Origin of the sequence: Xenorhabdus sp. NBAII XenSa04 (genome assembly GCF_963866145.1) — a bacterium.
In the GTDB taxonomy this organism is placed as follows: Bacteria; Pseudomonadota; Gammaproteobacteria; order Enterobacterales; family Enterobacteriaceae; genus Xenorhabdus; species Xenorhabdus indica.
The window spans coordinates 179,563-196,764 of record NZ_CAWMEB010000090.1 but is presented as its reverse complement, the minus strand read 5'-3'; the positions used below and the strand labels follow the sequence as shown (position 1 = coordinate 196,764).

At 43.6% G+C, this 17,202-nt stretch carries 16 protein-coding genes; 1 reads left to right on the top strand and 15 read right to left on the bottom strand.

The genetic code is table 11. The features are described from left to right. Positions 1–26: 26 nt before the first annotated feature. From rnhB to rpsB, 15 genes are all read right to left on the bottom strand, one after another. Positions 27–617 carry a ribonuclease HII gene (rnhB, locus tag AAC147_RS05440; protein WP_047679455.1) on the bottom strand — a complete coding sequence of 197 codons (591 nt, stop codon included), beginning with the start codon at positions 615–617 and terminating at the stop codon, positions 27–29. Next, positions 617–1,801 (bottom strand): lipid-A-disaccharide synthase, encoded by a 1,185-nt coding sequence (gene lpxB / locus AAC147_RS05435; protein WP_047679453.1) that lies wholly within the window; start codon positions 1,799–1,801, stop codon positions 617–619. The genes rnhB and lpxB overlap by 1 nt, the downstream gene beginning before the upstream one ends. 4 nt (positions 1,802–1,805) lie before the next feature. Then, complete coding sequence (lpxA, locus tag AAC147_RS05430; RefSeq protein WP_047679452.1) at positions 1,806–2,603, bottom strand: acyl-ACP--UDP-N-acetylglucosamine O-acyltransferase; 798 nt, start codon at positions 2,601–2,603, stop codon at positions 1,806–1,808. A 3-nt stretch (positions 2,604–2,606) separates the two neighbouring features. Continuing rightward, on the bottom strand, positions 2,607–3,059 hold the full coding sequence (gene fabZ / locus AAC147_RS05425) for a 3-hydroxyacyl-ACP dehydratase FabZ (RefSeq protein WP_047679451.1): 453 nt from the start codon (positions 3,057–3,059) through the stop codon (positions 2,607–2,609). A 162-nt stretch (positions 3,060–3,221) separates the two neighbouring features. Continuing rightward, a complete protein-coding gene (lpxD, locus tag AAC147_RS05420) occupies positions 3,222–4,250 on the bottom strand; it encodes a UDP-3-O-(3-hydroxymyristoyl)glucosamine N-acyltransferase (RefSeq protein ID WP_047679450.1) in 1,029 nt (342 codons plus the stop codon). Positions 4,251–4,254: 4 nt separating this feature from the next. Beyond that, on the bottom strand, positions 4,255–4,752 hold the full coding sequence (gene skp, locus AAC147_RS05415) for a molecular chaperone Skp (protein WP_047679449.1): 498 nt from the start codon (positions 4,750–4,752) through the stop codon (positions 4,255–4,257). A 95-nt stretch (positions 4,753–4,847) separates the two neighbouring features. After that, positions 4,848–7,238, bottom strand: a complete 2,391-nt coding sequence (gene bamA / locus AAC147_RS05410; RefSeq protein WP_047679519.1) for an outer membrane protein assembly factor BamA — start codon at positions 7,236–7,238, stop codon at positions 4,848–4,850. A 34-nt stretch (positions 7,239–7,272) separates the two neighbouring features. After that, entirely contained in the window at positions 7,273–8,625 is a 1,353-nt protein-coding gene (rseP, locus tag AAC147_RS05405) for a sigma E protease regulator RseP (RefSeq protein ID WP_047679447.1), read from the bottom strand. Between the two features lie 10 nt (positions 8,626–8,635). Then, entirely contained in the window at positions 8,636–9,499 is an 864-nt protein-coding gene (gene cdsA / locus AAC147_RS05400; protein WP_047679446.1) for a phosphatidate cytidylyltransferase, read from the bottom strand. Positions 9,500–9,508: 9 nt separating this feature from the next. Next, positions 9,509–10,201: a polyprenyl diphosphate synthase gene (uppS, locus tag AAC147_RS05395; protein WP_222941703.1), complete on the bottom strand. Its 693-nt coding sequence runs from the start codon at positions 10,199–10,201 to the stop codon at positions 9,509–9,511. Positions 10,202–10,575: 374 nt separating this feature from the next. After that, complete coding sequence (gene ispC / locus AAC147_RS05390) at positions 10,576–11,772, bottom strand: 1-deoxy-D-xylulose-5-phosphate reductoisomerase (protein WP_047679443.1); 1,197 nt, start codon at positions 11,770–11,772, stop codon at positions 10,576–10,578. Positions 11,773–11,941: 169 nt separating this feature from the next. Further along, the gene (gene frr / locus AAC147_RS05385) at positions 11,942–12,499 is read right to left on the bottom strand and encodes a ribosome recycling factor (protein WP_047679441.1); all 558 of its coding nucleotides are present in this window, start codon (positions 12,497–12,499) and stop codon (positions 11,942–11,944) included. 161 nt (positions 12,500–12,660) lie between these two features. Further along, positions 12,661–13,389, bottom strand: coding sequence for a UMP kinase (pyrH, locus tag AAC147_RS05380; protein ID WP_047679439.1), 729 nt, complete (start codon positions 13,387–13,389; stop codon positions 12,661–12,663). Between the two features lie 140 nt (positions 13,390–13,529). Beyond that, positions 13,530–14,387 carry a translation elongation factor Ts gene (gene tsf / locus AAC147_RS05375; protein WP_047679437.1) on the bottom strand — a complete coding sequence of 286 codons (858 nt, stop codon included), beginning with the start codon at positions 14,385–14,387 and terminating at the stop codon, positions 13,530–13,532. A gap of 162 nt (positions 14,388–14,549) precedes the next feature. Beyond that, entirely contained in the window at positions 14,550–15,275 is a 726-nt protein-coding gene (gene rpsB / locus AAC147_RS05370; protein WP_047679435.1) for a 30S ribosomal protein S2, read from the bottom strand. Positions 15,276–15,677: 402 nt separating this feature from the next. Between rpsB and map the strand changes: the two genes are divergently transcribed. Then, positions 15,678–16,475, top strand: coding sequence for a type I methionyl aminopeptidase (gene map / locus AAC147_RS05365; RefSeq protein ID WP_047679433.1), 798 nt, complete (start codon positions 15,678–15,680; stop codon positions 16,473–16,475). The last annotated feature ends 727 nt before the right edge of the window (positions 16,476–17,202 follow it).

Below are 17,202 nucleotides of genomic sequence, written 5' to 3'. Positions count from 1 at the left end.
ATCTGCTCAGATAATTATTCCAGATTTTATCCAAAAGCCAGCGCACGTTTGACTGGCGCAAAACTTCTACGATGGTGTTCCGTCGCTCCCAACAAAGACAGTTTTTCCAAATGCAGAGCGGTGGGATAACCTTTGTGTTTCGCAAAGCCGTACTCAGGGAACTGTTTATCCAGTTCAGTCATTTCCCTGTCTCGTGTTACTTTTGCCAAAATAGAAGCGGCACTGATTTCCGCTACCAGGCTATCCCCTTTGACTACCGGCTGTGCTGACATCGATAATACAGGGCAACGATTTCCATCAATCAAAACATAATCAGGCTGAATAGCCAGACCTGCAACAGCCCGCTGCATAGCAAGCATTGTGGCATGAAGGATATTAAGCTGGTCAATTTCTTCTGGCTCAGCGCGACCAAGGCTCCAACACAACGCTTTTTCTTTGATTTCCAAATAAAGCGCTTCCCGACGTTTTTCTGTCAGTTTTTTCGAATCCATCAAGCCTGCAATGGGGTTAGCAGGATCAAGAATAACTGCCGCAGTCACCACCGCACCTACTAACGGGCCACGACCAACTTCATCAACACCGGCAATCAAATTCGCCTGAGGATAAACAAAATTCATTATCTTCTCGCTAACTCCAGTACCGCCTGTGCCGCCTGCTCATCAGCATCACAACGAATACTTTCATGCAAATGCAGGAAGGTCTGTTTCAACGCTTCCACCTCAATACCACCACACAAGAGCGGCAGCAATGCCTCTGACAGCGCTTTTGGCTCGCATTCATCCTGTAGTAACTCTTTGACTAACTCTTTACCTGCCAACAAATTAGGCAAGGAGACATAGGGTGTTTTCACCAAGCGTTTTGCCAACCAATATGTAAGAGGTTTCATTCTATAGCCCACGACCATTGGGCACTTAGCCAGCATACATTCCAATGCTGCTGTACCGGATGCCAGTAAAGCCGCATCGCTGGCAATCATTGCTTCACGAGCTTTACCATCTAATAAATGAATGGATAATTCCGGTGCAATTTCATCTTTTATACGCTGAAATTGCTCACGCCGGTTGGCATTTACCAATGGAACTAATACATGCAAATCAGGCAAATCCTCCCTTAGCAATTGTACAGTTCTGAGAAAATCGGCACTCAGCATTTCTACTTCGGCATGGCGACTACCCGGCAGAAGCGCCAGGCAATGAGCACCTAATGGAATATCTAACGTTTCCCTGGCGGCAATTTTATCGGTTTGCAGCGGCATTGCATCTGCCATTGTATGCCCAATAAATCGGCATGGAACATTAAATCGATCATAGAACGCTTTTTCAAACGGCAAAAATGCCAGTACCAGATCTGTCGCACGACCAATTTTGAACACCCGTCTCTGACGCCATGCCCATACCGATGGGCTGACGTAATGGATAGTTCTGATCCCTTGCTGTTTCAGTCGGCCTTCCAAGGTGATATTGAAATCAGGAGCATCAATGCCAATAAAAACATCTGGTTTCAGCTCAGTAAAACGCGTCGTTAAATCTTTACGAATTTCCAACAAACGGGACAAACGCCCTAAAACCTCAACGATCCCCATGACCGCCAGTTCTTCCATCTCATACCAGACTTCACAACCTTCGGCTTGCATAAGAGGGCCTGCGACACCCACAAAACGGGCATCAGGGATTTTAGCTTTCAATGCGCGGATCAGTGCCGCACCAAGGATATCACCAGATGTTTCTCCGGCGACTAAGCCAATTATCAGTGGACGTTGATTATTGGCAGAAGAAAAGGTAGTCAAAGGAGTGTCCTTCATCTACTTAACGAATGATGCCACGGCTGGATTTTGCTGAACTCGCCAGAAAATCACTGAATACTTTCACATGTGGGTTGTTTACAGCCTGAATTTCAATTTCTTTTCTGGCTTCTTCCAAGGTTTTTCCACTACGATAAAGTTCCTTATACGCATTACGGATAGCGTGCAGCGATTCTTTATCAAATCCACGACGTTTCAGGCCTTCAATATTCAAACCAAAAGGCGTGGCATGGTTACCCTGTGCAATAACATAAGGAGGCACGTCCTGAGCAACGCCGGAACACCCTCCCACCATAACATGGGAACCAATTTGACAAAATTGATGAACTGCCGTCATTCCACCGATGATCACGTAATCACCAAGAATAACATGCCCCCCCAATGTACCGTTATTAGCAATGATACAACGATCACCGACAATACAGTCATGAGCAATATGGGCATTAATCATCAGCAAATTATCACTGCCAACTTTGGTTACACCACCACCCTGGACAGTGCCACGGTGAATCGACACGCTTTCGCGGATACAGTTACGATCACCGATTTCAACACGAGTGGGTTCACCCTGATATTTGAGGTCCTGATTGGCTTCACCAATTGACGCAAATTGATAAATCTGGTTATCACGACCAATCTTAGTTATCCCGTTGATCACAATATGGGATTTCAGTTCAGTCCCTTCACCAATTTCTACTTGCGAACCGATATAACAAAATGGGCCAATGTGAACATTGGCACCAATAACAGCGCCTTCTTCAACAATGGAAGAAGGGTGGATAGTAGCAGTCAGATCAATCATGCATTAAGCCTCACGGCGGCGGGCACACATCATTTCAGCTTCGCAAGCCACTTCTCCATCGACTTTTGCTACACCTCTGAAACGCGCAACACCACGGCGTTCTTTAATAAATTCTACTTCCAAAATCATCTGGTCACCCGGCAAAACTGGTCGTTTAAAACGTGCGCCATCAATAGCTGCAAAGTAATACAATTCTCCTGGCTTCAGTGTACCAACACTTTTGAATGCCAGAATTCCAGTTGCCTGGGCCATTGCTTCAAGGATCAATACACCAGGAAAAACCGGCTTACCTGGGAAATGCCCCTGAAAGAATGGCTCATTAAACGTTACATTTTTAACTGCTCGTAGAAACTTACCTTCTTCAAAATCCAGGACACGATCTACCAGCAAAAAAGGGTAGCGGTGAGGTAGTAAATCCAAAATTTCTTCAATTTGCAGAGTATGATTATCACTCATCTAAATACTCTTCCTGTCTATATTCCAATCGTAGTATCAAAAAATGTGTTATTAAATAATATCGTCAAAACATACAGCATTAACGACACGGCCTGCGTCAACCCCCGGAGGAGTTATCAGACAGGCCGCAAAAATAAAAGCATAACCAAAACGGTTGTATGATTACTTGCTGTCACCTTCAAGCTGGCGTTCCACAGATTTAAGCCGCTTATTCATTTCATTAATATTCATTACCAAAGCAGCTGTCTTACGCCAAACTTTATTCTGTTGTACTGGCATACCAGATGAATATACACCCGGCTCAGTAATAGGGCGTATCACCATGCTCATACCAGTCACAGTTACTTTATCACAGATTTCCATATGTCCGTTTATGACACTGGCTCCACCAATCATACAATAACGACCAATTTTCAGGCTCCCCGCCATAATGACACCACCCGCTATTGCAGTGTTATCACCAATTGTGACGTTGTGAGCAATTTGGCATTGGTTGTCAATGATAACACCATTACCGATAACAGTGTTATCCAGAGCACCACGATCTATAGTAGTACAGGAACCTATTTCAACACGATCACCAATCATTACCGTGCCTAACTGAGGGATTTTAATCCAATTACCGCGATCATTGGCATAACCAAAACCATCAGAGCCTATAACAGCTCCTGACTGAATGAGGCATTGTTCACCGATTTCAACATTGTGGTACACAGAAACATTGGCCCAAAGGCGAGTTTCTGTACCAATACGCACATTTTTGCCAATAAAACAACCTGCACCAATGATAACGTTATCACCAAGCACAACACCTGATTCGATAACTGCATTTGCCCCAATTGCAACATTTCTGCCCAATGTTGCTTCTGGAGAAATCACTGCTGATGAATGGATATCCTGTGCGGGTCGTGGCGTCGTATCCATGATTTGCGCCATACGTGCATAGGCAAGATAAGGATTATCAACCACCAACGCTGGAATCTTACAATAAGGTAAATCGGCTTCGCGCAGCACAACAGCAGCAGCCTGACACTCTGCAAGTTTCTCGGTGTAACGGCTATCCGATAAAAATGTAATTTGTTCGCTATTTGCTGAATACATAGGGGCAATACCAGTGACGACGATATTGCCATCACCATGCAATTGCGCATTCAACTGCTGAGCAAGGTCAGCCAATCGAATTGAAACCATTTATTTATTTAACCTGCTTCAATACTTCTGAGGTAATATCTTTGCCAGATGCAGCATATACTGCAGTACTTGCATCAAGAACAAGGTCATAACCTTCTTTACCTGCAACCACTTTGACTGCATCCTGAATTCGGCCCAAGAGCTTGTTACGTTCTTCCATTTGACGACGACGGTTATCATTTTCAAAAGCCTGTGCTTTTTGTGCAAATTCATTACGTTTAGTCAGCACTTCCTTTTCTAATTTTTCGCGCTCACTTGCCTTCATGGTTGAACCATCACGCTGCAATTTTTGGAGCTGAGACTGCAAGTCGGATTCCATGCGCTGCAAATCAGATGCTCGGCCTTTAAATTCGTTTTCCAACTGTTTTGCAACAGCTTCATGAGCAGGCAGTTGTTGGAATATTTCACCAACATTCACGATAGCGATTTTTTCTGCCGCCTGAACACCAGCAGAAAAAGCTAATGCGATACCAAGGCTTGCTGCACACAGTACTTTCTTCACGATAAACTCCTTTGACTTACGCTATTGACATGTTGGGATATTTATAATCGCCTTATTTAATAATAAGGCGATTTTCCACCAAGAACGATTGATTTTTACCAGGTTCCACCAATATTAAACTGGAATTGCTCTGTTCTATCCCCTTTATAATCTTTGATTGGCTGAGCATAAGAGAACGTTAGAGGTCCCAATGGTGATAACCATTGCAACGCAATACCAGTAGAAACACGGACATTATTCGGTTTGCTGTAATCAGGTAAGCCAGCGTAATTGCTCCAGTTGGTATCCCATACTGTTCCTGCATCTACAAACAGAGACGTCCGCACAGAGTTAGAATATTTTGCATCCAGGAAAGGCGTCGGCGTAATCAGTTCGAAACTGGCAACTGCTGTTGCGTTACCACCTACTGCATCCTGAGACACTCCCCTGCTATCAACTTCAGGCAGACCACCTTTCCCTTTTTTGAAATAAACTGCTTTTGGACCAATATTATTGGGGCGGAAACCTCGAACACTAGTGGAACCACCAGCATAGAAGTTTTCATAGAATGGCATTTCCTTACCACCGAAACCGCTACCATAGCCCAGACGAGCACGTCCCATTATGACCCATGAATGATCATCATCAATAGGGTAATAACCCGCAGAGTTCAGAGTAACTTTATAGAATTGGTTATCTGAGCCAGGCACAGTGATTCTCGTATCTAACCCTGCTTTAAGCCCGGAAGTCGGGAAGAAACCACGGTCAAGGCTATTGTAATTCCAGCCAACTGTCAGCATAAAGTCATTGGCATCAAACTTGACCTTATCCGTAAAACCCGGATCTTTGTTCATTTTCTTCATGTAACGCCACATAGCCAACTGAGGACGTATATTAGACAATGAGTTATGAACATAGCCTAATCTGAAGAATAACGAGTTATTTTCATTCAGCGGAATACCAAAAGAACCATCTGTACCGTATGATTTGTTGGTATAGTTAGAAAGAGAGGCATCATCAGCACGAAAATCATTATAAAACAGCCGCCCCCCCAGACTCACACCGTTAACAGTGAAGTAAGGGTTCGTAAAGGACAAATCCGCCGACGTTGAGTAATCATTCTTGCTGGCATTGATCCCCACGGCATTACCTGTTCCTAGCCAGTTATCCTGCTGAACACCGATCTGGAAACTCATCCCACTTTCAGTACCGAAACCAATCCCAAAGTTCATGGAGCCTGTATTACGCTCTTTAACTTTATAAACCACATCAACCTGGTCAGGGCTGCCCGGTACACGTTCTGTTGCAACATCAACCGTTTCAAAATAGCCCAATCGATTGAGGCGTTCTTTTCCGTACTCAACCAGATCATTACCCAACCATGCCCCTTCCATCTGACGCATTTCACGGCGTAATACGGAGTCTTTACTGGTGTCATTACCAGTGAAACGTATGTTACGGACGTAGAAACGGTGACCTGCATCTACGTTGACATGGAGTTTCACAGTTTTGTCTGCATCATTGATTTCAGGTTGTGTCATGACACGAGGATAGGCGTAACCATAGCGGCCAAGAAGATATTTGATCGCCATTTCCATATGGGTTACCCCAGTTCCATTATACAATGAACCAGGTTTAATATTAGTCAGTTTCGTTATTTCAGATTGGTATCCTGCCAAATTACCATTTACATCAACACCTGAGATTTTATATTGATCCCCTTCCGTGATGTTAATAGTGATATAAATCCCTTTTTTATCGGGTGTCAGATTGACTTGAGTCGAATCAATGTTGAAACGAGCATAACCCCTGTCAAGATAGAAACTACGCAGTTTTTCAAGATCGCCTTCTAACTCCTGTTTTTGATATTTCTGATTAGCTGTCAGATTCCACCATGGAACATCGTCCCTGAGTTGGAAATTATCGAGCAATTCATTAGTAGAAAAGGTCTTATTGCCAACAATATTAATCTGCTGAATTTTGGCAGAAATACCTTCGGAAAAGACAAGTTTCAGATCGACACGATTACGGGGAAGGGGTGTGACAACGGCTTTTACTGTGGCACTGTATTTACCAACACTATAGTAGAAATCTTCCAGCCCCTTTTCGATATTTGACAGCATAGTGCGGTCAAGGGCTTCACCAACACGAACACGAGAGGCCTCAAGGTTTTTCTTGAGCATGTCATCTTTCACCGCTTTGTTACCGGAAAAAGTGATGCTGGCGATGGTTGGCCGTTCTTTTACCTGAACAACCAGTGAATTGCCATCACGCAAGACACGAACATCTTCAAAATTTCCAGTCGCGAACAAGGCGTGGATCGCGCGACTGATATCCCCGTCGCTGACTGTATCACCTACGCGAACAGGCATATTCAATAATGCTGCACCAACGGTGACACGTTGAAGACCCTCAAAATGAATGTCCCGAACTATGAATCCGTCTGAACCGTATGCAGTGGCGCTGCCGAACAGCAGCGACGCTATGAGCAACTTTTTCATCGCCATCGTTGTTATGCGTTTTCCTAACTGGTCTCCCACCTTAAAAGCGGGAGAAATCATTGAAAAGTGCAAGCCCCATTAATAACACCAGCAATATAGCACCAATGCGATAACTGAAGTCTTGTACACGCTCGGAGACCGGCCCTCCCTTGATTTTCTCGATAGCAAGGAAAAGCAGGTGTCCACCATCTAGTACAGGTAATGGGAACAAGTTAATGATCCCAAGATTGACGCTGATTAGCGCCAAAAACATCAAATAATACACCAAGCCAGAATCAGCCGATACACCAGCTCCCTTGGCTATGGAAATAGGGCCGCTAAGGTTATTGAGTTTTACATCTCCAACAATCAATTTGCCAATCATATTGACGGTCAGCTTCATCAATTGCCAGGTTTTATCCCCTGCCTCATAAAAAGCATAGAATGGCCCATATTGTTGAACTGTTTTGTATTCATCTGCCAGGGGAATGATTTTAAATTCGATACCAGCAAAACCTATTTCACGTCCATCGGAAAGCTTTTTAGCAGTTGGAGTCAATGATAAAGTGATCATGCTGCCAGCTCTCGCAACGTCTAATTTTAGAGAAATATTTGGATTTTTCCTGACATAAGATGCAAAACTGTGCCAAACATCTATATCCTGATCATTGACTTTAACGATCCTGTCCCCATTTTGTAAACCCGCTTTTTCGGCTGCCGAACCAGGATGGATTTTATCCACCTGAGAACTGGGATGTGGAATAACAGGCATAATTCCTAAAGATAGCAAGATATCCTGTTTGGATGGATCAAATGCCCAATGTCGCAAATCCAGTGTTTTTTGAATAGCATCAGAAGAGTCCATTGGTGCTACACTCACCTCAACGGAGGATTCACCAACTTGACTCACTAACGCCAGCCTTGCTGAGTTCCAATCAGGAGTTTCGATACCATCAACCGCTTTTAGTTCCATTCCGGGCAAAATATTTGCCTGCGCCGCTATAGAATCGGGTTTAATATCCAAAACCACCGGGCGTACCGAAGGCACACCAATCACAAAAACCAACCAATAAGCGACAACAGCCAGAATAAAGTTTGCGATTGGGCCTGCGCTGACAACTGCCGCACGCTGACCGATGGTCTTGTTGTTGAATGCCATATGACGACGTTCAGGAGCAACAGTTTCAACCCTTTCATCAAGCATTTTGACGTATCCGCCCAAAGGAATAAGGGCAATAACGTATTCGGTTCCCTGTTTATCTGTACGACGCCAAAGTGCTTTACCAAACCCAATGGAAAAACGCTCAACGTAAATACCACATCGTCTGGCCACCCAAAAGTGACCAAACTCATGCACTGTGATAAGCACACCCAATGCAACAATAAATGCAGCCAGATTCCAGAGAATATCCATTAATGTACCTTCAGAGACCAAAGCCAGAAGAAATTAACATTACCAGTCCTGCAAAAACAGGAACCGCCGCAGTCAAACTATCTACCCTATCCATCACACCTCCATGTCCTGGGATCAACTGACTGCTGTCTTTAATTCCTGATTCTCGCTTGAACATACTTTCGGTGAGGTCACCGAAAACAGATGCAATAACAACAACGGCGGAAATCAACAATAAGTTCTCAGGCATAACAGGCATTGGGGCAAATTTACTGAACAGCCATGATATAAACGCAGCAGTCAACAATCCACCAGCCAGCCCTTCAAGCGTTTTGCCCGGAGACACCTTAGGTGCCATTTTATGTTTACCTAATGTACGCCCGAAAATGTAAGCCCCCGAATCAGCGGCCCACACCAGTAACATCACATACAACAGCCACCACGCACCGTGATAAGTATTATTTTCATATCCTTGGGTACGCAACACCATCATTCCACAATAAAATGGCACAATTGTCAGAAAACCAAATGACATACGCAGTGTAACGGAGGATTTCCAAATAGAAGCTGAAGCAGGGTAAGCAATCACTAATAAAATAGCCGCAGCCCACCAGAGCATTCCTGCCCACAATAGATATACAATTTGTGGTTTTTCAATAAGGTGAGTAAGATCTGCCAAAGAGTATTGCAAGACCAGCAACCCCACAGTACACAACACTGCCAGAGTAACACGTTTAGTCTGTGTCAATAATCCGGCAAATTGCCCCCATTCCCATGCAGCAAGTGCTGAAACTGCAATAACAACCAACCCAAATCCTGAGGGGGGAAGTAAAAACAGAGCTGCAATAACAAGTGGAATTAATACTAACGTAGTTAAAAGACGGTACTTCAGCAAGTTCTCCTCCTATGATCCCACTTCGGCATCGTCTGGTGTTCCGCCAAATCGGCGTTCTCGTTTGGCAAAGGCATGAATAGCACCTTCAAAAGCTGTTTCATCAAAATCAGGCCAAAGTATATCGGTAAAATATAATTCTGCATAAGCGATCTGCCATAACAGGAAATTACTGATACGATGTTCACCTCCTGTCCTGATCACTAAATCAACTTCAGGCTGTTGACTCAAGTTCATGAAACTACTGACTGTTGCTTCGGTAATTTCCTCAGGATGAAGCTGATTTACTCTGACTTTCTCAGCAATCTGCTTAACACTCTGAACCAAATCCCAACGGCCTCCATAATTGGCGGCGATATTAAGCTGCAATCCGGTATTGTCCGCCGTCAATTCCACTGAACGGCCGATACGTTCCTGTAACCGTGGGCTAAACCGACTGATATCACCAATAACAGATAATTTCACATTGTGCTTATGTAAGCTCTTCACTTCATTATCAAGGGCAAAAACAAACAGTTCCATCAATGAACTGACTTCTTGTTGTGGACGATTCCAGTTTTCACTACTGAAAGCATATAATGTCAGTGATTCGATATTATTCTTAACCGAAAAGCTCACAGCGCTTCGTACAGCTTTAATTCCAGCACGATGACCAAAAACTCTTAATTTCCCACGCTTTTTTGCCCAGCGACCATTACCATCCATAATAATAGCAACGTGTCTGGGTAACGTTAGCGATGAGCCACAATCACTAGGCGATATCACTCAAACTAATCCTTAAATAACTAAGCTGACTTCTTGTGCTTCAAGAACTTTCACACATGAAAAAGCCGTGTTAATGATCACCACGGCTATTTCTGGCATAAACCCGAATGAAAGCCTTTATCTCTGATATACCCTTAATCTCTTAAGCTGTTTCTTTCGTTGTTGACTGTGCAACAACTCAGAATCTATTGGGTATATACGCCCACAAAAACGTATGCCAAATATCAAACTGGTTATTATAACAACTATGATTTACCTGCGAACTATATCATTTGACCAAACGCAAACAAACATATACTTATCAGCAAAATTCGCTATTTAGCAAAGGCTTTGATTTCCTCTTTCGCTAAAGTTCTCGCTATATTATCGATTTCTAAGACCTCTTCGATGCTTTGAGGTTCAGATAAATTTAATTTTTCAACTACCTGCCGATTCACCATAGCAATATCAGTAAAACAAATTCTATTCTGTAAAAAAGCACTAACGGTTTCTTCATTAGCTGCATTCAATGCTGTTGTTGCAGCCTGTCCTTCATGACATGCATCAATTGCCAATTTAAGGCATGGGTAGCGGTGATAGTCCAACACTTCAAAAGTGAGTGTACTGAGTTCAGTAAAATCCAGTGGTTTCGCACCGGATATAATGCGATTAGGATAGGCCATGCCATAAGCTATCGGAGTACACATATCCTGTGTTCCCAATTGCGCAATGATACTGCCATCATGGTAACGAACCATTGAGTGGATCACTGATTGCGGATGCAACAGTACTTCCATTTCATCAGCAGAAGCATTAAACAGATTACGGGCTTCAATATATTCCAACCCTTTATTCATCATTGTTGCAGAGTCAACGGAAATTTTACGCCCCATTGACCAGATGGGGTGAGCACAGGCCTCATCAGGTGTGACATAGGGTAATTTATCCAAGGAGGTTTTGCGGAATGGCCCACCGGAGCCCGTCAAAATAATGCTGGAGATACCATGCTCTTTTAAATTCGCAGTGCCGAGGTTATGTTGCACTGATTCAGGCAAACTTTGGAAAATAGCATTATGTTCGCTATCAATCGGTAATAATTGCGCTTTATATTGGCTAACCGCCTCCATAAACAGGCGGCCACTAGTAATAAGAGATTCTTTGTTAGCGAGTAGAACTTGCTTACCCTTGCGAATCGCGGCCAGTGTTGGCAATAACCCGGCGACACCAACAATAGCAGACATGACTTGATCGACCTCTTCCAGTGCTGCTAAATCACAAATGGCATCTTTTCCAGACAGGACTTCGACCTGACTGCCTTGTTCCTGCAATAAACTCCGTAATTCTGTTGCTGAATATTCATCTGCCATTGCGGCATATAGAGGCCGAAACTCCAGACATTGTTGTGCCATGAGTTCACTATTTTTCCCGGCAATTAGTGCCACAACTCGGAATTTATCTGGGTTATTTCTGACAACTGAGAGTGTACTTTTCCCGACGGACCCCGTTGAACCGAGGATAGTTAAGCGTTTCATTTTTATACTCTAAGTATTCTACTGACATAAAATCGCAATAGTTTGATCTGTCCTGATCGCCATGTCCATTGCTTGAGAAAGAAATGTGATACGAAATGGAAAATATTAATAATATTTAAATAATAAGATCAACGCCGCAGGGCTGCGGCGTTGATTCGAGAAGTGGCAATTAGAAATCCATCAACTCAGCTTCTTTATTTGCCAACGCTTCATCAATCTTTTTGATGAAACTATCAGTCAGTTTCTGAATGTCGTCCTGTGAACGACGTTCTTCATCTTCACTAATTTCTTTATCTTTCAGCAGTGCTTTAACCTTATCGTTAGCATCACGGCGTATATTACGAATGGACACACGGCCTTGTTCTGCATCACCACGAACGACCTTGATCAAATCCTTACGACGCTCTTCAGTCAGTGGTGGCAGAGGGACGCGAATGATAGTTCCAGCGGAAGATGGGTTTAACCCCAGATCAGAAGCCATAATCGCTTTTTCAACAGCTGCGGTCATAGAACGATCAAATACCGTGATCGCTAAAGTACGTGCATCTTCGGCAACAACGTTCGCGATCTGACGCAATGGCGTTGCCGCGCCGTAATATTCAACGCTGATACCATCCAACAGGCTAGGAGAAGCACGGCCAGTACGCACCTTGCTGATTTGGTTTTTCAGTGCTTCGACGCTTTTTTCCATGCGGTCTTGTGCGTCTTTTTTGATTTCATTAATCACGTTATAAACCCTTGGGAGCTGGTTATGTTCTAGACCATAAATATTAACATGATATTCTATGGCCCTGTGTCATTAAATTCGGCACATCAGGACACTGATCATACCGTCAAATTTCACCAATGTCTCTGAATACGGGAAGTGATAAATCCGATCGTGATAAATCAGCCGTGAGAAATCAACGTACCTTCACTTTCCCCCATGACAACACGACGAAGTGCGCCTGGTTTGTTCATATTAAAAACACGAATTGGCAGGTTATGGTCACGGGCCAGCGTAAAGGCGGCAAGATCCATGACTTTCAATTCACGCTCCAAGACTTCCTGATAAGCCAGCTTATTATAGAGAACCGCTTCAGGATCTTTTGTAGGATCAGCAGAATAGACCCCGTCAACTTTGGTTGCTTTTAACACAACATCCGCTTCAATTTCAATGCCACGCAAGCAAGCCGCGGAATCTGTCGTAAAGAACGGGTTGCCAGTACCTGCCGAGAAAATAACAACACGACCGTGACGCAGTAAGCTGATAGCTTCAGCCCAACTATAGTTGTCACATACGCCATTCAGCGGGATAGCGGACATCAAACGGGCGTTCACATAGGCGCGATGTAAGGCATCACGCATCGCCAGACCGTTCATCACAGTCGCCAACATGCCCATGTGATCGCCGACTACACGGTTCATTCCTGCTTCAGCCAACCCGGCTCCACGAAACAGGTTACCTCCGCCAATAACGACACCGACCTGAATACCCAACTCAACCAGTTCTTTGATTTCCTGAGCCATGCGGTCTAAGACGCTGGCATCGATACCAAAACCTTCTGCGCCTTGCAGGGCTTCTCCACTGAGCTTAAGCAGGATTCTCTGATATACGGGTTTTGCATTGGTTGCCATGGTGTTCAGTCCTAAGCAGATAAGGATTATTGGGGATTACTACGGTTTATTCAATGACTACACATCCACGCTATGCAGCCAGATGTAAAATTCATCTTTAAATAAAACAGAACCGCCAATCGGCGGCTCCGTTTAAACAATTAAGACTGTTTGCTCATTGCAGCAACTTCTGCTGCGAAATCAGCTTCAACTTTCTCAATGCCTTCGCCCACTTCGAAGCGAATAAAGTCGATAACTTTAGCATTGTTTTCTTTCAGCAGAGCACCAACAGTTTTGCTTGGGTCCATCACGAAGTTCTGACCAGTCAGAGAGATTTCGCCGGTGAATTTGTTCATACGGCCAGAAACCATTTTCTCTGCGATTTCGCGTGGCTTGCCAGACTGCATTGCGATGTCTAGCTGGATCTGATGCTCACGCTCAACAACGTCAGCAGGAACGTCAGTTGGGTTTACATATTCTGGTTTGCTTGCAGCAACGTGCATTGCGATGTGTTTGATCAGCTCTTCGTTTGCGCCTTCAGCAGCAACCAGAACGCCGATACGAGCACCGTGCAGGTAAGAACCTACCGCTTCACCTTCCAGAATAGCAACGCGACGGATATTGATGTTTTCACCGATTTTCGCGACCAGAGTAGTGCGCTGTTCTTCAAATTTAGCTTTCAGTGCATCAATGTCAGCGTTTTTGTCAGCCATAACAGAAGCAATCACTTCTTTACCGAATGCCAGGAAGCCTGAATCTTTAGCAACGAAGTCGGTTTCACAGTTCAGTTCAACGATACCTGCGAATTTAGCATCAGATGAAACTTCAACCAGGATAACGCCTTCAGCCGCAACACGGCCTGCTTTTTTAGCTGCTTTTGCCTGACCTGATTTACGCATGTTATCGATAGCCAGCTCGATATCACCATTTGCTTCAACCAGTGCTTTTTTACATTCCATCATGCCTGCGCCAGTACGCTCACGCAGTTCTTTTACCAGAGCAGCGGTAATGTCAGCCATTTGTTTTATTCCTCGATGTGTCTCGCGGGAAGATAAGATTCCGCGGGGAAAGTTATCAGATAATAGTTCTATATCAGATAAGTAAAGGGGGCCATAATAGGCCCCCTAACCAATATATTTCAATACCTGGTCAATAAGGGGCTCAAGAACGAGCATGCCTTATTATTCAGCGTCTACAAGACCTTCTTCAGCCTGAACAGCCAGATCTTGTGAACGGCCTTCACGAACAGCAGTAGCCGCAGCGTTCAGGTACAGTTTTACTGCACGGATTGCATCGTCGTTACCAGGGATGATGAAATCAACACCGTCTGGATCAGAGTTAGTATCAACAACAGCAAATACTGGGATACCCAGGTTGTTTGCTTCTTTGATAGCAATGTGTTCGTGTTCAGCATCGATAACAAACAGAGCATCAGGCAGGCCGCCCATGTCTTTGATACCGCCCAGGCTGTTTTCCAGCTTGCCAAGTTCACGAGAACGCATCAGCGCTTCTTTCTTGGTCAGCTTGTCAAAAGTACCGTCCTGAGATTGAACTTCCAGATCTTTCAGACGCTTGATTGACTGACGAACAGTTTTCCAGTTGGTCAGCATACCACCTAACCAACGGTGGTTAACAAAGTATTGGTCACAGCTCAGTGCTGCTTCTTTTACTGCTTCGCTTGCAGCACGCTTGGTGCCAACAAACAGAATCTTGCCTTTACGGGAAGCAATTTTGTTCAATTCTGCCAAAGCACCATTGAACATTGGAACAGTTTTTTCCAGGTTGATGATATGAACTTTGTTACGAGCACCAAAGATGAAGGGTTTCATTTTTGGGTTCCAGTAACGAGTCTGGTGACCGAAGTGAACGCCCGCTTGCAGCATATCGCGCATGGAAACAGTTGCCATTTTAGACCTCTATAAAGTTAATTGGGGTTATGCCTCCACAGATCCCATGACACCGACTCTTTAACTGTGTGCTATTCATACCATATGAAAGATATTCATACGAATTAGCCACATGAGAGCACCCCGGTGTATGTGCCGATCCGTGTGTGTTATTTACACAAATGAGTTTATTCAGCATTTCTGTAATATTACTTCTGCTATAGGAAACAATTACACAGAATACCGGCGCGCTTTATACCATAAACCGCCCCCATACACCAACATTTGTTACAGCTTTCTGCTAGTCTTGGCGATCAGCAGTTATTGTTAGATATACAGTGGGCTGATACCATTACCATCATCATTTCTTCCTTAATTAATATCAAAGAATCGGTAACTCCCCGATTCTGATGGACTGATTTCATGGCTATTACTATCAAAACAGACGAAGATATTCAGAAAATGCGCGTTGCCGGGCGTCTGGCGGCCGAGGTTCTGGAGATGATCGAACCGCACGTTAAGGCTGGCGTAACCACGGGTGAACTTGATCGCATTTGCCACGAATACATCACGAATAAACAGCAGGCCATTTCTGCCTGTCTGGGTTATCACGGTTTTCCTAAATCCGTCTGTATCTCTGTCAATGACGTGGTTTGCCACGGTATTCCAAGCGATGACAAGGTACTGAAAGAAGGCGATATCGTTAACATTGATGTGACTGTGATTAAAAATGAATTTCACGGCGATACCTCTAAAATGTTTATTGTCGGTACACCCACTATTCAGGGCGAACGCCTGTGCCGTATCACTCAGGAGAGCCTGTACCTTGCTCTGAGAATGGTTAAACCGGGTATCCGTCTGCGCAGCATCGGCAAAGCCATTCAGCAATACGTGGAAAATCACAATTACTCTGTAGTTCGCGAATATTGTGGTCACGGTATTGGCAGGGGTTTCCATGAAGAACCTCACGTGCTTCATTACGATGCTGATGACGGTGGCGTTATTCTGCAAAAAGGCATGGCCTTCACTATTGAACCTATGGTTAATACCGGCGATTTTCGTATCCGTACCATGAAAGATGGCTGGACAGTCAAAACTAAAGATCGTGGCTGGTCTGCGCAATATGAACATACCATTGTCGTTACCGACAATGGTTGTGAAATCATGACATGGCGCAAAGAAGAAGAGCCACATATTTCAGCCAAATTGGTTAATATATAACCATAACTACGCAAATAGGCAAAACCAGACTTTAAAAGCCCAATATCGAATTGGGCTTAAATAACTCATCGATTCAAAACGTCAATCTTCCTTAAATATAATATGGCCGCTTTCTCTTCATGGAAATATCAAAGAGCATAATCTATATGCCTAGCCAAGTATCTTACGGTTTAATAGATTAATTTAGTTACATAAAGTTAAATTTTAATTCATTCACAAAAGAACTTCACTCTATTTTTCCACATTATCTATAATATGTTTGTTGTATTTATTGGCTATATATTTTTCTATCTCCATTATATTTGCTCAAGAGAATTAAAATATGATACCTCATCAGATTGAGAGTTTTTTCTTCCCAAATTCTTACTGAATCTTCATACCAATTCGGTGTATCAAAAAATAATTGAGAAAAAACTAATTTCACATAGGAATCTTAAAAAACAAAATCTAATTCTCTTCTTCTTAAGAAGATATAACCCTAATTTAAAATAGTATGAATTTTTACATATTTTGCGTATTTATTGTGACGATGAGATTGACGGTTTTTTCAGATATAAACTGATTGAATGTTTAATTGGACGTGGGGCATCTGAATAATGATATTCTTGACCACACATTGAATATTTTATATGAGTCTGGTATTTCATAAAATTGTCAGGTGATTGCTGAATAGCATATTGATAAATGCAGCCCTTGTACATAAACTGTCCCCATCAAGGCTTCATCA